This is a genomic window from Buttiauxella sp. S19-1 (genome assembly GCF_022134725.1).
Classification (GTDB): domain Bacteria; phylum Pseudomonadota; class Gammaproteobacteria; order Enterobacterales; family Enterobacteriaceae; genus Buttiauxella; species Buttiauxella ferragutiae.
The window spans coordinates 1-20,612 of the sequence record NZ_JAHWLU010000091.1; the positions used below are offsets into that span (position 1 = coordinate 1).

The following is a 20,612-nucleotide window of genomic DNA, read 5'->3' on the forward strand; positions in this document are numbered from 1 at the left end:
CAACTCTAAAATAAATAATGTAAGAGTAGATGTGGCTATTTCATTGAACTGCTCCATCGTTCGTTCATTGGAGTCAATAGATTTATGTTCGAATTCAGTAGAGTCATTAAGTGTGACCCATGCAAGAAAACTCTCTGAGATTACCGGGAATATCCAGGGCTTAAGCTATTTATCTTTAAATAAATGTCAGAAATTAGATGTTGGCCCTATCATTACAATGCTTGATAGCGTAAGAATTCTAGATCTCAGTGGGAACCCACAGTTGTCCAGTATTAGCGAGTTACGTGGAAATAGAAATATTTTTGCGTTATATCTAGTTGAAACGAATGTAATTAAGGCTGAAGAAACAGTAGATGTCTTGGCTTCGATGCCAAACTTGAAAAAACTTTGGATTAAAGCAAACAAAAAAGAGTTGGAGATTTTGAGAGAAGCTCTACCAGGGATTGTAAATTAAGCATGGAAAAAGGAAGGGGACAAAAAGCTGCCGTATTACATCTACAGGAAAGATAGGAAGCCGCTCTACTTTGCCGCGATTGGCAAACAGCCGTTTGATTCAGGGGATGAAGCAGAGGGATTTTTGATTGTGACTGCGGCGGCCGATAAAGGTCTGGTCGATATTCACGACCGCAGGCCGCTGGTATTTACACCAGAAGCTGCACTGGAATGGATGAATCCTGAAACAACAGCGGCACAGGCCAGCGAACTTGCGCTTGATACAGCTGTGCCATCAGATGAATTTACCTGGCATCCTGTAACTCGAGCTGTGGGTAATGTGAAAAATCAGAGTAAGGATTTGATCAGTAATATTGACCATTAATAAGGGCTGTCAGCTGCGAGCGATCAGCGGAAATTAGCCTCGCACGCACAAAATCAGTTTGTCGGAAGGTCTCTAAAAGTGAATGGTCCGGAATTCAGGAAGGAGTGTCAGTTAAACTCAGGCTATCCGCGTCAGACACAATACACCTGTTGTCTTTGTCCTGTTTTATTAAACACAGCGTCATACATTTACTGGCTTCTAAAATAATGAGTGGATACGTACTATTCAGTTCTCAACTCGCTTTCATTTTACGGAGCAATAAATCTCAACATTTAATCTAAAACCTTCGCTCAGTAAGTTGTCGGTGCATTGTTCATCGCATTCGGATTATGCCTCAGCCTAAGAATCAAAAATAAGCACAGGAGTTTAAATGAGCACTCAACTATCAAATGTCATTACGGCAACGACGCACCCGGTAGGTACAGGGTGCACCATCACCCAATTTCGACATGATTTGTTCCCTGCTGCAATGATGTCACCTTTTGTTATGGTTGATCATTTTCACATGTGGGAACCTACGTTTGATGTTCACCCACACGCAGGTTTCTCTGCCGTAACGCTGGTTTTTGAAGATACGAAAGGCACGATGGTGAGCCAGGATTCTCTTGGCAATAATGCGATATTTGGTGCAGGTGACCTCCACTGGACCATGGCTGGTCGGGGAATTATGCACACACAGATTCCTGTTGGAACGCAATCCCATATTCATGCCCTGCAAATTTTTGTCAATTTACCGGCAGCACAGAAAAATTTGCCCGCAGATTCCTTCCACATCAGCAGCGATAAGATGCCGATCATCGAAAACGAAGGGAGTCGAGTGCGTGTCGTAGCCGGGGACTTTCAGGGACATCGTTCTTTAACCCGGGCTCCCCGTCCAATACTGATGCTTGACGTACAATTTCAAAAAAAGAATGTCGATATTGAAGTGCCTATGCCGGGTAAATGGAATGCGTGGATTCATGTGATTAAGGGGCATATCACAATTGATAACAGCCGTGAAATTGGAGTAGATCAGGCGGTCTGCATCAGTGCCGATGACCAGGGTGGCACTATCAAGCTGAAGGGAAGTGAAGGTGCTCATTGTGTTATTTTGTCTGCTGAACGGATCGATGAACCGGTAATTGCCCGCGGCCCATTTGTCTTCGAAAGCGAAACTTCACTTGAGAAAGCGGTGAATGATTTTCACGCTGGTAAGTTCGGTACTGTTGTCTATAAACCGTGTTGATCGAGTAACAGGCCCCATTAAATGGGGTCCCTGCGACTGGCGAGGGCATGAGGTAACGCATCAACCAAATAATCTAATAACTCGCGAACCGATGACAACCACCCCTGCTGAACAGGAGCCACGGCTGTCAGTTGTGAATCACCTGCACACCATAGCGGTAATACGCGGGCCAACCTGCCTTCAGCCATATCTTCACGGCACACATAATCCGGCAGGGCGACCAACCCCAAACCCGCTTCAGCGAACTGTTTAAGCGCAACCATGTTGTTGCTCACAACGCGCGCGGTATAAGGCACGATAACCATTGATCCGTCCTGGTGTCGTAGTGACCAACGCTGAGCCGTGCCGCGGCCAAAAGCGATGGCATTGTGAGTCAAAAGATCATCGGGATGTTGTGGTGTCCCTTTCTGCGTTAGGTAGCTCTCAGAAGCAAATAAATGCCAGGAAACCTTCACCAGGGGACGTTGTATCAGCGATGAATCAGGAAGAGGCCCCGAATGACCACGAATGGCCAGATCATACCCCTCACCAATGATATCTGTAATGATATCTGTAGCATGATGTTCAATACTGACTTTCGGAAATTTGTCCATAAAACCGGGAAGTACTGTGCGTAACGCAAACTGCGCCACTGTTACGGACGATGTGATCCGAATGGTACCACTGGGTTCCGATTGTCGTTGACGGCCCACATTTTCTGCCGCCTCAACCTCCCGAAGCAAGGACTGCGCGTGATGATAGAACTCACCACCTACATTGGTGAGTCCAAGCTTTCGTGAGTTTCGGTTAAGCAACTGCACCCCAAGCTCACTCTCAAGCTGTTGAACACGCAGACTTAACGTTGACTTTGATATATGTAGAACCTTAGCTGCGGCAGTAAAACCCTCATGGTTCACCACCTGTACGAAAGAGAATACATTGATCAGATTTAACATTTGAGAGGCTCCCCTGGATACCCAAACAAGCTCAGGCAGCGACAACGGTTAACGTGCGACGTCACAAACATCCGACGCGCAGCTATCCCACACGCGCATAACCTGGCTGATAGCCGCATTCAGCTGGGAAAGCGGCACGCCATCCCGTGCCTGCATGGAAATCCCGGTCAGGAAGGTATAGAACACCGCGCCAAGCACGGCCGGATCAGTTGCAGGAGCCAACTCGCCCGCAGTGATGGCGCGCTGCACGCAAGCGTTCAGACCCGCTCGTGACCTGGAGCGCTCGTTAGCCATCGCTTTCTGGATATGTCTATTTTCTGGTGAACAGGTGCTGGCTGAAAGCACCAGCAGGCAACCCAGAGGGTGGCTGCGGTCTGTCTGCATCCTTGCCGAACGCCGCAATGATTGCTCAATGGCCTCTTTCGGTGGCAACGATTCATCCCAAAGGCTGGCAACAACCTGCCCATACATCCCGATATAACGCCCCACCACTTCCTGGAACAACAACTCCTTCGAGCCGAAGGCCGCATAAAAACTCGGCGCGGAAATTCCCCCCATCCCCTCCTTAAGCAGGGTGAGCGTGGTGGATTCGTAGCCGTGTTCCCAAAAAAGAAGCATGGCCTGATTGATCGCTTCATCTCGATCGAAGTTGCGGGGGCGCCCCATTTTTGCCATGGAAGTTTCTTTCTAAGACAGGAGACTTAAATACTAACCGATACAAAAGTGATTGACCAGCCGGGACGAATATCATTATATTTATACCAATCGATATAAATGTGCATAAGAGATCGACAATGAATAAAACGGTTTCATCGCCAGTGCCGGGCATCGTTTGCACTCCTACAGCCGAAACGCTTCCCCGTGCGGGTTTGCTCGCTCTGGCAATGACCGGCTTCGTGGCTATGCTGACCGAAATCCTTCCGGCTGGCTTACTACCACAGATAAGTGAGGGGCTACACGTATCAGATGCCATGGGGGGGCAACTCATGACCGTCTTCTCCCTCGGCTCACTTCTGACAGCCATCCCGTTGACTGCCGCAACCAGAGGCTGGCGTAGACGGTCAGTTTTGCTGCTGGCGATCATCGGGTTTCTCATTTTCAACACTATTACCGCGCTATCAACCAGCTATCCATTGACATTAATCGCACGTTTCCTGGCGGGTGTCGCGGCAGGGCTGGCGTGGGGGTTGCTGGCTGGATATGCACGACGCATGGTGAGTGCCCCCTTGCAAGGACAGGCCATGGCGATAGCGATGGTAGGAGTGCCTTTGGCGCTGTCGTTGGGTATGCCTTTAGGGACCTCGGTTGGAACGATGGTTGGTTGGCGCAGCACCTTCGGGATTATCTCGGGACTGACGTTAGCGCTGGTGTTTTGGGTACTGCTCAAAGTACCTGACTATCCGGGGCAAGAAGCAGGCCAACGCATGCCAGTGCGCGAGGTCTTCACAACCCCGGGCATGCGTCCAGTGCTGATTGTGATTCTGGCTTGGATGCTGGCGCACAACATTCTCTACACCTATATCGTACCCTTCCTGGCATCCGCCGGACTTTCCAGTCGAGTGGATGTTGTACTGCTGGTGTTTGGCATCGCCTCGTTGCTTGGGATTTGGGTCGTGGGCTTGTTGGTCAATCGATGGCTACGCTTACTGGTGATGACCAGCTTAGGCACATTTGCTCTCGTCGCTGCGGTACTCCAGATCGGCGGCACGGTGCCGATCGTAGTTTACCTTAGCGTTGCTGTTTGGGGGCTGACTTTTGGTGGTGCGCCGACATTATTACAGACGGCTTCAGCCGATACGGCTGGAGAGAATTCTGATGTTGCGCAGTCGATGGTAGTGACGGCCTGGAATCTGGCTATCGCTGGCGGCGGTTTAGTTGGCGGACTATTGCTCGTAACGAACGGCGTTGCATCTTTTCCATGGATATTGTTGGCCTTACTGCTGGCCGCTCTTGTCGTGGTCTGGCTTGCCAAAGAGCACGGTTTTAGATTAGGACCGCGAGACTCAACAAGATGACTTTTTACCTACCCACACCGGCAAATTGTTGCCCGGTATTTTTCAAAAACGTGATGACAAAGGAGTACAAATGAACACAGGTTCTCTCAACGGAAAAAATGCCCTGGTCACTGGAGCCGGTTCTGGTATCGGTCGACATGTTGCCATTGCTTTAGCGGCGGAAGGCGCCCGCGTGGTACTGGTTGGTCGGCGTATCGCCGAACTTCAGCAAACCGGCGTGGAAATCGAGCGTAAGGGAGGAAGCTATTTGGCGGTAGAAGCTGATATCACGAATGAAGTGAGCGTGCAGACACTTCTGGATAAAGCGCTCGCTGGCCGCGAGCGACTGGACATCGCGGTCAACGGCGCAGGTATGTTTAGTGCCGGTACCATTGACGAGACAGAGCTTGATACCTTCCAGAAAATCCTGACAACCAATACTGTCGGTACATGGCTATGTCTGAAGCATGAAATCCTCGCAATGAAGCATCAAGGCGGTAACGGCGTCATTATCAACATTGCCTCGAATGTCGGTTATCACCTCACTCGACCAGGAACAGGTGCCTATGCCGCCTCCAAAGCGGCAGTGACCGTCCTCACGCGAACCGCAGCGCTGGAAGCTATTAGTCATGGTATCCGTATTAACAGTGTCAGCCCCGGCCCTGTTGATACATCGATGTCTTACCGCGTGGGAGAAGACAAAGCGGCACGCGATACGCGCGTCGCAGCGACCAATCCGTCCAGGCGTGTCGCAAGCCTGGACGAAGTTTCTTCTGCCGTACTTTGGTTGTGCTCCGACGGAGCCGCCTACACAGTCGGCCAGGATCTGGTCGTGGACGGCGGTGCCTCAGTCTAACGGGTGATTTAATAAGAACGACTGTGTTTGCCATGCCGCTTCTCAGTCAGCCATGAGTGGCTACTTTTGGCTGACCGGGAGTGGAGTGTTGTGACTGTCAACACCAAAAGCTGGGCGTACTGTAACTGGCTCTGTTGCAAACAGGATCGCAAACCAGGTGTTCTCATTGAAAAAAAGACCTAAATCCCAAATACTTTGTTCACCAGACGCTCCTCTCCCTGGGGATGTCCATAATAAAATGACGCAGCCTGTCCTTTACGCAACATGGGTGATGTAAGCTGCAGAGCAGCTAAATACAACGTGAATATCCCCGGTCTGTCCTGCTACACCGACGCCAGAACCAAAAAAGTTTACTGGCGTTATAAGCATCCTGTAACCGGAAAATTTCACGGTTTAGGTGATAACGAAGAGGAAGCTAGAGGTATTGCCATCGAAGCCAACACTCGCTTGGCTGAGCAAAAGATGAAGCAACTGTTCTCTATACGCGAAAAAATCAGCACTAAACTCGGACTTTCAATCACGGTAACCAGTTGGCTCGATAGCTACATGAAATTTCAAAACGAAAGGCTGAGTGCTGGAGAAATTAAACTCAACACCTTTAAACAAAAATCAGCGCCCGTAGAAGTATTCCGCCGAGAATGCGGCTCAATGGAATTGCAGTCAGTTGGTGCTCGAGATATCGCGACCATTATTGAAGAGTATAAAATTCGCGGACAACGGCGTATGGCCCAGATTGTTCGAATGGTTCTGGTCGATGTTTATAAAGAAGCTCAGCATGCCGGTGAGGTCGAACCGGGTTATAACCCGGCGCTGGCCACAAGAAAACCAATCAATAAAGTTCAGCGTGAGAGGTTTAGCATTGATGAGTGGCGGATAATATTCAACACCGCCGAAAACAGTCAAAACTATGTACAGAATTCTATGCTGCTTGCCGTCGTAACAGGGCAACGCCTGGGGGATATTTCTCGGATGAGGTTTTCAGATATCTGGGATGATCACCTGCATGTAGAACAGGAGAAAACAGGGATGAAACTAGCAATCCCCCTTTCTTTACGCTGCAACGAACTGGATATAACGCTGCGCGAAGTGATAGCCAGATGCCGTGACATGATTATCAGTCCGCATATTTTGCATATTCATCACACAACAGGGAAAGCTAAGCGTGGCGGACCAGTTTCAACTGCATCGATAACCACTTCTTTTTCTCGCGTCAGGGATAACAGTGGTCTGAAATGGAAAGAAGGAACGCCCCCCACCTTCCATGAACAACGATCCTTATCAGAACGACTTTACCGGGCACAAGGAATCGACACACAAAAATTATTGGGCCATAAAAATCAGGCAATGACTGATCGGTATAACGATGATCGAGGAAAAGACTGGATTGTTTTAGCTATTTAACCAGTACAAATTTCACCCAGTTTTGCAGAAGAGTTTTGCAGAGAGCTTTTCAGAGTGACCATAAAAAACGGGAGCACCAGGCTCCCGCTTCGAAATCAGCGAAATCGCTAATTACATATGCTTGATCATTGCATCGCCAAACTCTGAACATTTCAGCAGCTTAGCGCCATCCATCAGGCGTTCGAAATCGTAAGTTACGGTTTTCGCGTTAATCGCGCCTTCCATACCTTTAACAATTAAGTCAGCCGCTTCGAACCATTCCATATGACGCAGCATCATTTCTGCGGAAAGGATGATAGAACCTGGGTTCACTTTATCCTGGCCAGCATACTTTGGTGCAGTGCCGTGGGTCGCTTCGAACAGTGCGCATTCGTCACCGATGTTTGCACCTGGTGCGATACCGATACCGCCAACCTGAGCTGCCAGGGCGTCGGAGATGTAGTCACCGTTCAGGTTCATACAAGCGATAACATCATATTCAGCAGGGCGCAGCAGGATCTGTTGCAGGAACGCATCGGCGATCACGTCTTTTACAACGATTTCTTTGCCGGTGTTAGGGTTTTTCAGTTTCACCCATGGGCCGCCATCAATCAGTTCGCCGCCGAACTCTTCACGCGCCAGTTGGTAGCCCCAGTCTTTGAAAGCACCTTCGGTGAATTTCATGATGTTGCCTTTGTGAACCAGGGTCACAGAATCACGGTCGTTGGTGATTGCGTATTCGATGGCTGCACGAACCAGGCGTTTGGTGCCTTCTTCTGAGCACGGCTTGATGCCGATACCGCAATGTTCAGGGAAACGAATTTTCGTTACGCCCATTTCATCACGCAGGAATTTGATGACTTTTTCAGCTTCAGCGCTGTCAGCCTTCCACTCGATACCGGCATAAATATCTTCTGAGTTTTCACGGAAGATAACCATGTTGGTCAGCTCTGGGTGTTTAACCGGGCTAGGAGTGCCCTGGTAGTAACGCACCGGGCGCAGGCACACGTACAGGTCAAGCTGCTGACGCAGAGCAACGTTCAGGGAACGAATGCCGCCGCCAACTGGCGTGGTCAGTGGCCCTTTAATCGCCACGCGGTAATCACGAATCAGGTCCAGAGTTTCTTCTGGCAGCCAGACATCCTGGCCATAAAGTTGGGTAGATTTTTCGCCGGTATAGATTTCCATCCAGGAAATTTTCCGCTCGCCTTTGTAGGCCTTCTGCACGGCAGCATCAACCACCTTAATCATCGCTGGCGTCACGTCCACACCGATACCATCACCTTCAATGAAAGGAATGATTGGGTTGTGAGGAACATTCAGTTTGCCATCTTGCAGGGTGATCTTTTTACCTTCCGCCGGAACAACTACTTTGCTTTCCATTAACCTTCTCCTTCGAGCGCTTCTTTTTGTTAATGATTTGTAATGTGCGTGTCAATACTACTTGAATATCAGGCCCGCGCCAATCACTGGTGATTTCCGTTATAATGCGTTAATCCCTGACGTCTGAAAACACTATGAATAAAACTTCTTTTAGAAATCCAACAGTTAAACGATTCAGCACGCGACGCCCAGTCAAAAAGCCCGCAACAAGTGGGCCGAAGCGGCTGGTTATCTTCAATAAACCCTACGATGTGCTACCGCAATTTACCGATGAAGCGGGTCGCAGCACGCTGAAAGATTACATACCATTACAAGGAATTTACGCGGCAGGTCGTTTAGATCGCGATAGCGAAGGTTTGCTGGTATTAACCAACGATGGCGCATTACAGGCGCAACTGACTCAGCCAGGCAAACGCACCGGTAAGATTTATTTCGTGCAGGTTGAAGGTTTGCCTACGGAAGAAGCACTGGAATCACTGCGTAACGGAATCACGCTAAACGACGGTCCTACCCTGCCCGCTGGCGCTGAACTGGTTTGCGAGCCGGAGTGGATATGGGCGAGAAATCCGCCTATTCGTGAGCGTAAAGCGATTCCAACAAGTTGGTTGAAAATCACCTTATACGAAGGGCGAAACAGACAGGTGCGAAGGATGACGGCGCATGTCGGTTATCCAACGCTACGCCTGATACGTTTTTCTATGGGCAATCTTGAGCTTGCCGGTTTGGCACCGGGTGAATGGCGGGAGATTCCGCTGGATTCGCTATAAAAGCTGCTGCGTATTAACACCATGTTGCGTAACGTGAGAAACCCGGCTGCTGAGGAAAGCATCACCATCCGGGACGGTAATTTCCAGAGCTTGTTCAAATAAAGATGAATGAATCAGGAAGTTCGCGCTACAGGCATTGCTGGCAATCGGTATATTCCAGGCCGTTGCCAGCCGCATTAACGCTTTTACATCAGAGTGATGGGGCACGGCACTCAGCGGGTCCCAGAAGAAGATAAGCACATCAATCTGGCCCGAGGCAATCAAGTAACCAAGCTGTTGATCGCCGCCAATTGAACCGCTCATTAATGCCAGAACGGACAAACGAGTGTGGGATTGCAACAGGTTCCCCGTGGTACCGGTTGCATAAATGATATGGTTGCTGAGCGCCATTTGGTTATCAACGGCCCAGTTGAGAAGGTCAGGTTTGCAAGGATCGTGTGCCACTAAAGCGATACGTTTGCTCTGCGGCATAATGCGCGTGGTAAGTTGCATCGAAGTACCCTCGTGGAAAGTGCCAAACCTCACGAGTATATGGCACAAGGTAAAAATGTGATCCAGATCACTTTAAAATGATCATGCTAATGAATTTGAGACAGGGAGAATAACGATGTTTAAACCACACGTTACCGTCGCTTGCGTCGTTCAGGCGCAGGGGAAATTTTTAGTTGTTGAAGAAACAATCAATGGCAAAGCCACGTGGAATCAGCCTGCCGGGCATCTGGAAGCTGACGAAACACTGGTTGAAGCCGCTACGCGCGAATTATATGAAGAAACCGGTATTTCTGCGCAACCGCAAACGTTTATCCGCATGCACCAATGGATAGCCCCGGATAACACTCCTTTTCTGCGATTTCTGTTTGCCATCGATCTTGAAGAACAACTCCCTACCTCGCCGCATGACAGCGACATCGATCGTTGTTTATGGCTGGATCCGCAACAAATTGTTAACGCTGAAAATTTACGCTCACCTTTAGTCGCTGAGAGTATTCGCTGCTATCAACGCGCTGAACGTTATCCGCTCAGCATGCTGGGTGCATTTAATTGGCCCTTTAGTTAAGGGTGCCAGGCCCGGTGATGCGTGCTAGAATACGCCGCCTTTAAGTTCAATGTCGTGAGTGACTCCATGTCTGATAACAGCCAGAAAAAAGTGATCGTCGGGATGTCCGGCGGTGTCGATTCCTCCGTTTCCGCTTACTTGTTACAACAACAGGGTTACAAGGTGGAAGGCCTGTTCATGAAGAACTGGGAAGAGGACGATGGCGAGGAGTACTGCACCGCAGCCGCTGATTTAGCAGACGCACAAGCCGTTTGTGACAAACTCGGCATTGAACTGCACACCGTAAACTTTGCCGCAGAATACTGGGATAACGTGTTTGAACACTTCCTGGAAGAGTACAAAGCCGGGCGCACACCCAACCCGGATATTCTGTGCAACAAAGAAATCAAATTTAAAGCCTTCCTCGAATTTGCCGCTGAAGATTTAGGTGCCGACTACATCGCCACCGGTCACTACGTGCGTCGCGAAGACGTGGACGGAAAAAGCCGCCTGCTGCGCGGTTTAGACAGCAATAAAGATCAAAGCTACTTCCTCTATACACTTGGCCATGAACAAATTGCGCAAAGCCTGTTCCCGGTCGGCGAACTGGAAAAGCCAGAAGTGCGCCGTATTGCGGAAGAGTTAGACTTGATCACCGCGAAGAAAAAAGACTCTACCGGTATCTGCTTTATTGGCGAGCGCAAATTCCGCGAATTCCTCGGCCGTTACCTGCCTGCACAGCCGGGTAAAATCATCACCGTTGATGGTGAAGCTATTGGTGAGCATCAGGGGTTGATGTACCACACGCTGGGACAGCGTAAAGGTCTGGGTATCGGTGGCACCAAAGAAGGTAGCGAAGATCCGTGGTATGTGGTCGATAAAGACGTTGAGAACAATATTCTGGTGGTTGCACAAGGTAGTGAGCATCCACGACTGATGTCCGTTGGCTTGATTGCGCAGCAACTTCATTGGGTCGACCGCGAAACGCTGACCGAGCCGTTGAAATGCACAGTAAAAACGCGTTATCGCCAGACCGATCTTCCTTGCACCATTACGCCGCTTGATGCGGATCGTATTGAAGTGCGTTTTGACGAGCCCGTTGCCGCCGTCACCCCAGGCCAGTCAGCCGTGTTCTATCTCGGTGAAGTGTGCCTCGGTGGTGGTGTTATTGAGCAGCGTCTGCCGCTTGTTGTTTAATCGCAAAGTTTAATCGCAAACATCGCAAACAAGGACGAATACCTTCGTGGCCAAAAATTACTATGACATCACTATCGCGCTGGCAGGGATCTGCCAGTCTGCCCGTCTGGTTCAGCAATTGGCTCACCAGGGGCATTGTGATAACGATGCGCTGCATGTTTCGTTGAACAGCGTTATCGACCAAAACCCAGGCTCCACGCTGGACGTTTTTGGTGGAAATGAAGCCAACCTGAAATTGGGCCTCGAAACCTTGCTGGGCGTGCTGAACGCCAGCAATCGCCAGGGCATGAACGCTGAATTAACGCGTTATACCCTGAGCCTGATGGTGCTGGAGCGTAAACTTCACGGCAGCAAAGGCGCGATGGATAAGCTCGGTTCCAGTATTTCTGGCTTACAACGTCAGCTTGAACATTTTGATCTTGAGTCCGATACGCTGCTGAGCGCCATGGCGGGTATTTATGTTGATGTCATCAGCCCACTAGGCCCACGGATTCAGGTCACCGGTTCCCCTGCCGTGCTGCAAAGCCCGCAGGTACAAAGCAAAGTCCGCGCCTCGTTGCTGGCCGGTATTCGCGCCGCTGTGCTCTGGCACCAGGTTGGCGGTGGACGTTTGCAGTTAATGTTTTCTCGTAGTCGCCTGTGTGCTCAGGCCAAACAAATTCTTGCTCATTGTTAACCTCTTTGGAGTTGTAACTTATGGAATTATCCTCACTGACCGCCGTATCCCCCGTTGATGGACGTTACGGTGACAAAGTCAGCGCTCTGCGCGCTATTTTCAGCGAATTTGGTCTGCTGAAATTTCGCGTACAAGTCGAAGTACGTTGGCTGCAAAAACTGGCCACGCACACAGCGATCAAGGAAGTTCCTGCTTTTGACGCAGACGCAATCGGTTACCTTGATAAAATTGTCGCTGAGTTTAGTGTAGAAGATGCTGCACGCATCAAAACCATTGAACGCACCACCAATCACGACGTAAAAGCCGTTGAGTACTTTCTGAAAGAAAAAGTAGCGGCTATCCCTGCCCTGCATGCGGTATCTGAATTTATCCACTTCGCCTGTACTTCAGAAGACATCAACAACCTGTCCCATGCGTTGATGCTGGAAACAGCCCGCAAAGATGTGGTACTGCCGTACTGGCGTAAAGTTATCGATGCGGTGAAAGACCTGTCGGTTCAGTATCGCGACATCCCACTGCTTTCCCGTACCCACGGCCAGCCTGCTACCCCATCGACCATGGGTAAAGAGATGGCAAACGTGGCATACCGTATGGAGCGCCAGTTCCGTCAGTTAGAGAAAGTGGACATCCTCGGTAAAATCAACGGTGCGGTCGGCAACTATAACGCGCACATGGTGGCTTACCCGGAAGTTGACTGGCACCAGTTCAGCGAGGAGTTCGTGACTTCTCTGGGCATCCAGTGGAACCCGTACACCACGCAGATCGAACCACACGATTACATCGCTGAATTATTCGACTGCATCGCGCGTTTCAACACCATTCTGATCGACTTTGATCGTGATGTTTGGGGTTACATCGCCCTGAATCACTTCAAGCAGAAAACCATAGCAGGCGAAATCGGCTCTTCCACCATGCCGCACAAGGTTAACCCAATTGACTTCGAAAACTCCGAAGGCAACCTGGGCTTGTCCAACGCAATGCTGCAACACCTGGCGAGCAAACTACCGGTTTCCCGCTGGCAGCGTGACCTGACTGACTCCACCGTACTGCGTAACCTGGGCGTGGGCATTGGCTACGCGCTGATTGCCTACCAGTCCACCCTGAAAGGTGTGAGTAAACTGGAAGTGAACCGCGACCGTCTGCTGGCAGAGCTGGATCTCAACTGGGAAGTGCTGGCTGAGCCGATTCAAACCGTGATGCGCCGTTACGGAATTGAAAAGCCGTACGAGAAACTGAAAGAGCTGACTCGCGGTAAACGCGTCGATGCTGAAGGCATGAAACAGTTTATCGACAGCCTCGAACTGCCAGAAGAAGAGAAAGTTCGCCTGAAAGAGCTGACGCCAGCTAACTATATTGGCCGCGCTATTACTATGGTTGATGAGTTGAAATAATTGTAAGCCTGGACGCCCTCACCCTAACCCTCTCCCCCTGGAGAGGGGATTTTCCGAGGGCGTCCTAAACTCAACACCAATCCAACTGTTTACCCAAGGTTTATCCCCTCCCCGTCATAATTAGCGTTAAACTATCAATGCCATTTATAGACTGGGGAAATCGAATGCGTGTACTCGTTGTGGAAGATAATGCTCTGTTACGCCACCACCTCAAGGTTCAGTTGCGTGAGTCCGGCCATCAGGTTGATGCCGCTGAAGATGCCAAAGAAGCAGACTATTTCCTGAGTGAACATACCCCCGATATTGCCATTGTCGATTTAGGGCTGCCCGATGAAGATGGCCTGAGCCTGATTCGCCGCTGGCGCAGTCACGACGTGACGATTCCTATTCTGGTGCTTACCGCGCGTGAAGGCTGGCAGGATAAGGTCGAAGTGCTGGGTGCCGGTGCCGATGATTACGTGACCAAACCGTTTCATCTTGAAGAAGTGGTTGCCCGCATGCAGGTGTTAATGCGCCGCAACAGTGGCCTGGCTTCACAGGTAATTTCTCTGCCCCCCTTCCAGGTTGATTTGTCACGCCGCGAACTGCTCATTAATGACAACCTCATCAAGCTGACCGCGTTCGAATACACCATTATGGAAACGCTGATTCGCAACCATGGCAAAGTCGTCAGCAAAGATTCATTAATGCTCCAGCTTTACCCCGATGCCGAACTGCGCGAAAGCCACACCATTGATGTGCTGATGGGCCGCCTACGCAAAAAGATTCTGGCTGAGTATCAGCATGAAGCTATCACCACAGTACGTGGTCAGGGCTACCGTTTCGACCTGCGTTAACCATGAAATTAAGCCGACATTTTTTACCGTTATCGCTACGGGTTCGCTTTTTACTGGCGACCGCCGTGGTCGTCATGGTGCTGTCACTGGCCTACGGTTTAGTGGCGCTGGTGGGTTACAACATCAGTTTTGATAAAACAACTTTCCGTTTACTGCGCGGGGAGAGCAACCTGTTTTATACCCTCTCAACCTACGAGAACGGTAAAATTAATGTCGTTATTCCTGAAAATCTTAATCTGAAAACCCCGACGATGGCCCTTATCTATGATGAAAAAGGTAACCTGATGTGGGCTCAACGTGATTTGCCGCATGTGGTGCAACAGATAAAGAAAGAGTGGCTGGTCAGCGATGGTTTTCACGATCTGGACGCGAATTTTGATACCAGTCACGCCTTGCTGGGTAACGATGAAAAGCTCCAGAACCAACTCAAAGATTTTTATGATGGCGATTACAGCGATGAAGTCAGCCACTCAGTTGCAGTCAACAAATACCCAGCCATGGGTAAAATGCCCGCCTTAACCATTGTGGTTGTCGACACCATTCCTATCGAATTAAAACGTTCGTATACGGTGTGGAGCCTGTTTACCTGCGTTTTCCTCGCCAACCTGTTGTTAGTGATCCCGTTGCTTTGGTTCGCCGCGCGCTGGAGTTTGCGCCCAATTGAAGCGCTGGCGAAAGAAGTGCGCGAGCTTGAAAAACATGACCGCGACAGCCTGAACCCCGAAACGACTCGCGAGTTGACCAGCCTTGTGCGCAATCTTAATCGCCTGTTGCGTACCGAGCGCGACCGCTATGACAAATACCGCACCACATTGACGGATTTAACCCACAGCCTGAAAACACCGTTGGCGGTACTGCAAACCACCCTGCGTTCGTTACGAACCAATAAACAGAATATCGAAGAAGCGGAGCCGGTAATGCTTGAGCAAATCAGCCGTATTTCGCAGCAAATTGGCTACTATTTGCATCGCGCCAGTATGCGTGGCGACAGCCCGTTACTTAGCCGGGAGCTTCATTCCGTCGCCCCATTACTCGACAGCCTCTGTTCGGCGCTCAATAAAGTGTATCAGCGTAAAGGCGTGAATATCACGCTGGATATCTCGCCGGAAATCACCTTTGTCGGTGAGAAGAATGACTTTATGGAAGTGATGGGCAACGTGCTGGATAACGCCTGTAAATACTGCCTTGAGTTTGTTGAGATTTCAGGCCGCCAACTGGACGACACGCTGCATTTATTTGTTGATGACGATGGCCCGGGCATCCCGGAAAGCAAACGCAGCCTGGTGTTTGACCGTGGGCAACGTGCCGATACCTTACGGCCGGGCCAGGGTGTGGGTTTATCGGTCGCTCGCGAAATCGTCGAACAGTACGATGGTCAAATCAAGGCCTCGAGCTGCGAACTGGGCGGCACACGGATGGAAGTGATTTTTGCGCGCCAGCGTCCAGACCGAGAAGAAGATTGAAAATACTCCCGTAACCGGCAGCACCATCCGTTATAATCCTCGGCAGGCTCCTTCACCTGCCGGATAATAATATGGACTATCAACTCGACCTAAATTGGCCCGATTTCATCGCGAACTACTGGCAGAAACGCCCGGTGGTTCTAAAACGTGGCTTCAAAAACTTCATCGACCCAATCTCCCCGGATGAACTGGCAGGCCTTGCTATGGAAAACGAGGTGGACAGCCGCCTGGTCAGCCATAACGACGGCAGATGGCAAGTCAGCCACGGCCCATTCCAGAGCTACGATCATCTGGGCGAAAACAACTGGTCTTTACTGGTTCAGGCCGTTAACCACTGGCACGAACAAAGTGCGCGGTTAATGCGCCCGTTCCGCGCGCTGCCGGACTGGCGAATTGACGATTTAATGATTTCGTTCTCGGTGCCTGGCGGCGGCGTTGGCCCGCATTACGACCAGTACGACGTATTTATCATTCAGGGTGTTGGCCGCCGTCGCTGGCGTGTCGGGGAAAAAGTCGCTCTGAAACAGCACTGTCCGCATCCTGATTTGCTGCAAGTTGAACCGTTCGATGCCATCATCGACGAAGAGATGGAGCCGGGCGATATTCTCTATATCCCACCAGGTTTCCCACACGAAGGCTACTCGCTGGAAAACTCGATGAACTACTCTGTCGGTTTCCGCGCGCCAAGTGGCCGCGAGCTGATCAGTGGTTTTGCCGATTATGTGCTGCAACGTGAACTGGGCAGCCAGCGTTATACCGACCCTGATGTGCCTGCGCGCCAGCATCCTGCGGATGTTCTGCCACAGGAAATGGACAGCCTGCGTAATATGATGCTTGAACTGATCAATCAGCCTGAGCACTTCAAAACCTGGTTCGGTGAGTTCGTATCCCAGTCACGACATGAACTGGATGTCGCTCCGCCAGAACCGCCATATCAGCCTGATGAGATTTACGACGCGCTGAAACAGGGTGACGCGATTACTCGTTTGGGTGGCTTACGCGTGCTGCGTATTGCCGATGAGATTTACGTCAACGGCGAGAAAATTGACAGCCCGCACCGTCCGGCTCTTGAAGCACTGGCGAGTAATATCACTCTCAAAGCAGAAATGTTTGGTGATGCGCTGGAAGACCCGTCGTTTCTGGCGATGTTAGCCGCTCTGGTCAACAGCGGATACTGGTACTTCGAGGATTGATCCCTCTCTTCTAGCTCTCAGCCACTTTCTGGCTGAGAGCCAGGAACACCGGGTGGTAATACCCAAGCTACTTCAAGATGCAGGTAGGCGGCAATCGAGTAAATCCCGATGAGCTTACTCAAGTAAGTGATTCGGGTGAATGAGAGCAGCCAACAACCCTGCATCTTGAAGGGCGACGGGTATTTAATGAATGCCCGGCACAGCCTCACCACCTATCATTGCCAGCCCCATTGTCGTACGAATAAAACGCGGCGCCTTCAAGTCCTCTGCCAGCATTGTCAATAATTCAAATAACAATTCGCTGATCTGTTCCTGCTGCTCAGGCATTATTTGCTGGTTCAATAAAACCATGGTTAATGCAGAACAATATTCACAGGCGGTCTCTGAATCTGTTGAAAGTGGATTGCGACATTCAGCAAAATTATTTTCATTCACCGTTAATTGTTCAATTAGATGTTTTGGCAACGGCGACTTTAAAACTACTTTCAGTACATTCAACCCCGCCAGTAAACGCCCGCACAACGCTATATATTCAGAGTGATTATGAATTTCGATTAATTCATCAGCATAACGTTGGCAAATATCCACAACCTGAAATAAATCATGCGTGGCACCCAACGGTATTTTTAATAAAGCTGCGATATCTCCCGCAATAACGGATTGAGTAGCAGTGATTTCAGGACGAGCGAATGTGTTACTATCGGCGATAGCCATAGCGTGACTCCTGTGAAGTTTACGTTGTGGTCAGCCCTCGTTTGGTGTTACAGCACCAGGCGGGGGCGATTCATTTATACCCGCCCACTCTCCTCCTTGAGTACTGTGTAAGTCAACAGTAGAAATGTGGTTAATTATTGGAAACCGAAATTCTTCGGCATGGGTCACAATAAATTGAAAATGGGGGTTGGGAATTGCAGGTGGGTGTTAATAATATATAAAGACAGTATTAAATGCATAATTGGCAAAATATTTAAATAAGAAAAAACTGTGAAGGAGTTAATTATTTTTATCTCTATCATGGTTGTAAGAAATCATACGGTAATTAAGGCAGTATCCAAAAAAAGATCCTGCCCCGCCTGACAAAATCGAGCTAGGTGAGGGTGGCGTTTCGGTATTTGCCGATAGCTTTTCTACAGACCTTTAGACCTTTTTTTGCAATCCAAGACGAGGCGTCAAACAATTACGTTATAGTATCGTATGATTAATTTAGTGAATCACTGTCCAACTGTATAAATGCGGCAATCTAAACGTCCCCTCGCCTTAATGCTTGTCTGAATTTTGGAAAAAATAAGGTTTCAATTAATTCTCCACCCCATTAATAGTTCTAATTATTTCTTCCCCTCCCCACACTGGACGAGGGAGGGTTTGCTCAAGAAATTTATTGGCAAATACTTACCATTTCATCATAATGAGTTTTATCAATTTCCTCTATCCATGAAAATATATCTCCAATCACATTAGCACCTTCACCAATTAAATTTTCTGCAATATCCTCATTCATTTCAATAACTGCACTATGTGAGTATTTATTAATAAACCGGTAAACTTTTTCTTTTTTATTATTATCAAATATCACGCATTTCTTTGCAGCCGTATCCATAAGTTGCAACAGATCAGATCTGTGTTTTGGATATTTAAAATTTAAGAATGACTCTAACAATTTACGTGATAGATTTGCAGTGAAAAATGCTTGCTCACGAGTTAGGCGAGGATGCTCTTTGTGTTTATATAATGTCTCGAAAATATAATGGTATTCTGAATTATAATCAATCAGGCTAGAGTCAGCATTACAAATTGTAGATGAACGAGGGGTTGTAGCGCTAGGTTCGATGGTATAGAAAAAGGCATTTTCGGTTTTTTCTTTTCTTTTTCTATTTTTATTGTTTGTGTTGAACCAATCGCGGGCCAGTTTAAAAAATGTAAAATTATGAGTTAATAAAAAAAGCTGCTTTGCATCATTACAGTACGTTTTTATAAATGAGTATGAATGAAATAGATGGTTGGAATCAAAACTAGAAACAGGATCATCAAAAACAATAATACTATCTTTTACTTTATTGTCATTTTCGGTTAACTTAGTTATGAAGTAAATTAGAGCTATAGCAGTTTTCTCTCCCTCACTAAGATGAGGAGCATGTCCAACTTGGTTATCTCTAAGTATTTCGTATCCATTTTTTAATTTATTAAACTCAAGGGAAAGTTCCGAGCGACCAAGAAAACCATGCAGATGTTTGTTGAATATTTCTGCTGCGATAGTTTCATTCGACAAAGAGTCTTCAATAATTTTAACTTCTGCTTTTATTCTTCTTAATTCACCTTCATCATTCTGTATGTTTTTTATTTCTGCATCGCGAGTTGATATTTTCTTAAAATAGTCAAACGATTTTACTTCTGAAGATGCATAATGTGACTCAAGTTTAGATTTTACTTTAGCAGTTTCCTTGTGAAAATCACTACTTTTTTTATTATGTGAGAGTATCATATTGTTTATTTCTAGAACATGCTGATTATAACTTACAAACAAAGAGTCTGGTATTTCAGTGGTCATTAATTCCACATTGAATGGGTTTTTTATTTTTTCATCTAATTTCCCTTCCCAATCCTTGATATAACTATTAACTCTCTCGGCATCTACATTTAAAGACAATGTTTCACCTTTAAATACATCTTTATATTCATCATAAATATCAACCTCACTAATATTAGCAGTGACTATGAATTGACTAGTAAGCCATATTTTAGCTTTCCTAAGCGTTTCTGAAAACTCTTTATATTCATCATTGAAGTGTGCATTTAGCTCTTCAATTCTTGCTTGGGATATTTTGTTACCACAAAAATGACAACTATCACTATCTTTGTTAACATTCAGCCCGCTATAAACCCATGACTGTATATGTTGATTATTTTTCAAACTCTCAATAACCTTGTTAGTGACGGATTGTTTGAATAAGTGATTTAATCTCTCTTGCGCCTTGCCTAATAGCGAAGATTCGATGCGTGGCACACTAATAGTTATTTCTGGTTTTTGAGTGGGATTTGCTGCTTTTGTTAAGTTAGCTACTTCACCAACATCCAAAATTGATTCACTATTTTTTATTTGGTCAGTGTTTAAAGTGATAAAATTTTCTAGCTTTGTTCTGTTGTAACTTAAAAACCTTGAGTCGCTAGTATCAATAATTTGTAAACTTGTTTTGGTCCTTTTGGCTGCGTCGGTTAGAAATTTTTGAATCTCAGTAGTAAGCTTATCATTATCTTTGTTTTTCTTTATATGTAGTTTGTTTTTCTTGTCCAACTCCGTTTTCAATTCATCTAACTTCTTCTTCTCCTCGATTTTCTCCTGAGCTATTAATAAAATACTTTTAACCGAATTATCCCAGTCAATGTTTTTTGTAATGAAATCCTGATTAAATACTTTTAGGTTTAAATTATTATTCAAGAGATTGTCTTTTGTTATCACCCCATGTTC

The 20,612-nt window shown here is 47.9% G+C and carries 19 protein-coding genes and 2 pseudogenes; 14 read left to right on the top strand and 7 right to left on the bottom strand.

What is annotated here, in order from left to right; all coding sequences use genetic code 11:
* From MES37_RS17720 to MES37_RS17730, 3 genes and pseudogenes are all read left to right on the top strand, one after another.
* The coding region (locus MES37_RS17720) for a hypothetical protein (protein ID WP_237932186.1) at nt 1-454 on the top strand (454 nt) is incomplete at its 5' end.
* Nucleotides 455-457: 3 nt separating this feature from the next.
* A pseudogene (locus MES37_RS17725) lies at nt 458-817 on the top strand (SOS response-associated peptidase family protein); the annotation flags it as partial.
* A 370-nt stretch (nt 818-1,187) separates the two neighbouring features.
* Complete coding sequence (locus tag MES37_RS17730) at nt 1,188-2,042, top strand: pirin family protein (RefSeq protein WP_237932188.1); 855 nt, start codon at nt 1,188-1,190, stop codon at nt 2,040-2,042.
* 17 nt (nt 2,043-2,059) lie between these two features.
* On the opposite strand, the gene MES37_RS17735 is transcribed toward MES37_RS17730, so the two are convergent.
* A complete protein-coding gene (locus tag MES37_RS17735; protein ID WP_237932191.1) occupies nt 2,060-2,977 on the bottom strand; it encodes a LysR substrate-binding domain-containing protein in 918 nt (305 codons plus the stop codon).
* 48 nt (nt 2,978-3,025) lie between these two features.
* Nucleotides 3,026-3,652, bottom strand: coding sequence for a TetR/AcrR family transcriptional regulator (locus MES37_RS17740; protein WP_133522624.1), 627 nt, complete (start codon nt 3,650-3,652; stop codon nt 3,026-3,028).
* A gap of 119 nt (nt 3,653-3,771) precedes the next feature.
* Here MES37_RS17740 and MES37_RS17745 point away from each other — a divergent pair, with 119 nt between their 5' ends.
* A complete protein-coding gene (locus tag MES37_RS17745; RefSeq protein WP_443107530.1) occupies nt 3,772-4,992 on the top strand; it encodes an MFS transporter in 1,221 nt (406 codons plus the stop codon).
* Between the two features lie 70 nt (nt 4,993-5,062).
* Nucleotides 5,063-5,827, top strand: a complete 765-nt coding sequence (locus tag MES37_RS17750; RefSeq protein ID WP_237932192.1) for an SDR family NAD(P)-dependent oxidoreductase — start codon at nt 5,063-5,065, stop codon at nt 5,825-5,827.
* A 179-nt stretch (nt 5,828-6,006) separates the two neighbouring features.
* Here the strand turns inward: MES37_RS17750 and MES37_RS17755 are convergent.
* Nucleotides 6,007-6,090: pseudogene (locus MES37_RS17755) on the bottom strand (IS6 family transposase); the annotation flags it as partial.
* 1 nt (nt 6,091) lies between these two features.
* Between MES37_RS17755 and MES37_RS17760 the strand changes: the two are divergent.
* Nucleotides 6,092-7,228, top strand: a complete 1,137-nt coding sequence (locus tag MES37_RS17760; protein ID WP_237932194.1) for a phage integrase Arm DNA-binding domain-containing protein — start codon at nt 6,092-6,094, stop codon at nt 7,226-7,228.
* A 111-nt stretch (nt 7,229-7,339) separates the two neighbouring features.
* Here the strand turns inward: MES37_RS17760 and icd are convergent, their stop codons facing one another.
* Nucleotides 7,340-8,590, bottom strand: coding sequence for an NADP-dependent isocitrate dehydrogenase (gene icd / locus MES37_RS17765; RefSeq protein WP_133522638.1), 1,251 nt, complete (start codon nt 8,588-8,590; stop codon nt 7,340-7,342).
* A gap of 134 nt (nt 8,591-8,724) precedes the next feature.
* Here icd and rluE point away from each other — a divergent pair, with 134 nt between their 5' ends.
* Nucleotides 8,725-9,357: a 23S rRNA pseudouridine(2457) synthase RluE gene (gene rluE, locus MES37_RS17770; protein ID WP_064547707.1), complete on the top strand. Its 633-nt coding sequence runs from the start codon at nt 8,725-8,727 to the stop codon at nt 9,355-9,357.
* Here rluE and MES37_RS17775 read toward each other — a convergent pair.
* Nucleotides 9,352-9,849 (bottom strand): methylglyoxal synthase, encoded by a 498-nt coding sequence (locus tag MES37_RS17775; RefSeq protein ID WP_064547709.1) that lies wholly within the window; start codon nt 9,847-9,849, stop codon nt 9,352-9,354. The genes rluE and MES37_RS17775 overlap by 6 nt on opposite strands.
* Nucleotides 9,850-9,964: 115 nt before the next feature.
* Here MES37_RS17775 and MES37_RS17780 point away from each other — a divergent pair, with 115 nt between their 5' ends.
* The 7 genes from MES37_RS17780 (at nt 9,965) to MES37_RS17810 (ending at nt 17,149) form a co-directional block, all read left to right on the top strand.
* Nucleotides 9,965-10,414 (top strand): NUDIX hydrolase, encoded by a 450-nt coding sequence (locus tag MES37_RS17780; RefSeq protein ID WP_064547710.1) that lies wholly within the window; start codon nt 9,965-9,967, stop codon nt 10,412-10,414.
* A gap of 54 nt (nt 10,415-10,468) precedes the next feature.
* A complete protein-coding gene (gene mnmA / locus MES37_RS17785; protein WP_255424172.1) occupies nt 10,469-11,590 on the top strand; it encodes a tRNA 2-thiouridine(34) synthase MnmA in 1,122 nt (373 codons plus the stop codon).
* A 46-nt stretch (nt 11,591-11,636) separates the two neighbouring features.
* Nucleotides 11,637-12,266 (top strand): high frequency lysogenization protein HflD, encoded by a 630-nt coding sequence (gene hflD, locus MES37_RS17790; protein WP_064547714.1) that lies wholly within the window; start codon nt 11,637-11,639, stop codon nt 12,264-12,266.
* A gap of 20 nt (nt 12,267-12,286) precedes the next feature.
* A complete protein-coding gene (gene purB / locus MES37_RS17795; RefSeq protein ID WP_064547716.1) occupies nt 12,287-13,657 on the top strand; it encodes an adenylosuccinate lyase in 1,371 nt (456 codons plus the stop codon).
* A 164-nt stretch (nt 13,658-13,821) separates the two neighbouring features.
* A complete protein-coding gene (phoP, locus tag MES37_RS17800) occupies nt 13,822-14,493 on the top strand; it encodes a two-component system response regulator PhoP (RefSeq protein WP_064547718.1) in 672 nt (223 codons plus the stop codon).
* Nucleotides 14,494-14,495: 2 nt separating this feature from the next.
* A complete protein-coding gene (phoQ, locus tag MES37_RS17805) occupies nt 14,496-15,956 on the top strand; it encodes a two-component system sensor histidine kinase PhoQ (protein ID WP_133522642.1) in 1,461 nt (486 codons plus the stop codon).
* 71 nt (nt 15,957-16,027) lie between these two features.
* Nucleotides 16,028-17,149 carry a ribosomal protein uL16 3-hydroxylase gene (locus MES37_RS17810; protein ID WP_237932196.1) on the top strand — a complete coding sequence of 374 codons (1,122 nt, stop codon included), beginning with the start codon at nt 16,028-16,030 and terminating at the stop codon, nt 17,147-17,149.
* A 183-nt stretch (nt 17,150-17,332) separates the two neighbouring features.
* On the opposite strand, the gene MES37_RS17815 is transcribed toward MES37_RS17810, so the two are convergent.
* Both MES37_RS17815 and MES37_RS17820 read right to left on the bottom strand, forming a co-directional pair.
* Nucleotides 17,333-17,863 (bottom strand): hypothetical protein, encoded by a 531-nt coding sequence (locus tag MES37_RS17815; RefSeq protein ID WP_232886918.1) that lies wholly within the window; start codon nt 17,861-17,863, stop codon nt 17,333-17,335.
* Nucleotides 17,864-18,524: 661 nt separating this feature from the next.
* Nucleotides 18,525-20,612, bottom strand: a 2,088-nt coding sequence (locus tag MES37_RS17820; protein ID WP_237932198.1) for an AAA family ATPase, incomplete at its 5' end; no start/stop codon positions are given.

Bases quoted from the DNA above. Each gene is read 5' to 3' on its own strand.
- MES37_RS17775 (WP_064547709.1), bottom strand. From the start codon at position 9,849: ATGCAACTTACCACGCGCATTATGCCGCAGAGCAAACGTATCGCTTTA.
- MES37_RS17780 (WP_064547710.1), top strand. From the start codon at position 9,965: ATGTTTAAACCACACGTTACCGTCGCTTGCGTCGTTCAGGCGCAGGGG.
- MES37_RS17745 (WP_443107530.1), top strand. From the start codon at position 3,772: ATGAATAAAACGGTTTCATCGCCAGTGCCGGGCATCGTTTGCACTCCT.
- MES37_RS17815 (WP_232886918.1), bottom strand. From the start codon at position 17,863: ATGGCTATCGCCGATAGTAACACATTCGCTCGTCCTGAAATCACTGCT.
- MES37_RS17740 (WP_133522624.1), bottom strand. From the start codon at position 3,652: ATGGCAAAAATGGGGCGCCCCCGCAACTTCGATCGAGATGAAGCGATC.
- icd (WP_133522638.1), bottom strand. From the start codon at position 8,590: ATGGAAAGCAAAGTAGTTGTTCCGGCGGAAGGTAAAAAGATCACCCTG.
- purB (WP_064547716.1), top strand. From the start codon at position 12,287: ATGGAATTATCCTCACTGACCGCCGTATCCCCCGTTGATGGACGTTAC.
- MES37_RS17735 (WP_237932191.1), bottom strand. From the start codon at position 2,977: ATGTTAAATCTGATCAATGTATTCTCTTTCGTACAGGTGGTGAACCAT.
- MES37_RS17760 (WP_237932194.1), top strand. From the start codon at position 6,092: ATGGGTGATGTAAGCTGCAGAGCAGCTAAATACAACGTGAATATCCCC.
- MES37_RS17750 (WP_237932192.1), top strand. From the start codon at position 5,063: ATGAACACAGGTTCTCTCAACGGAAAAAATGCCCTGGTCACTGGAGCC.
- MES37_RS17730 (WP_237932188.1), top strand. From the start codon at position 1,188: ATGAGCACTCAACTATCAAATGTCATTACGGCAACGACGCACCCGGTA.
- phoP (WP_064547718.1), top strand. From the start codon at position 13,822: ATGCGTGTACTCGTTGTGGAAGATAATGCTCTGTTACGCCACCACCTC.
- rluE (WP_064547707.1), top strand. From the start codon at position 8,725: ATGAATAAAACTTCTTTTAGAAATCCAACAGTTAAACGATTCAGCACG.
- MES37_RS17810 (WP_237932196.1), top strand. From the start codon at position 16,028: ATGGACTATCAACTCGACCTAAATTGGCCCGATTTCATCGCGAACTAC.
- phoQ (WP_133522642.1), top strand. From the start codon at position 14,496: ATGAAATTAAGCCGACATTTTTTACCGTTATCGCTACGGGTTCGCTTT.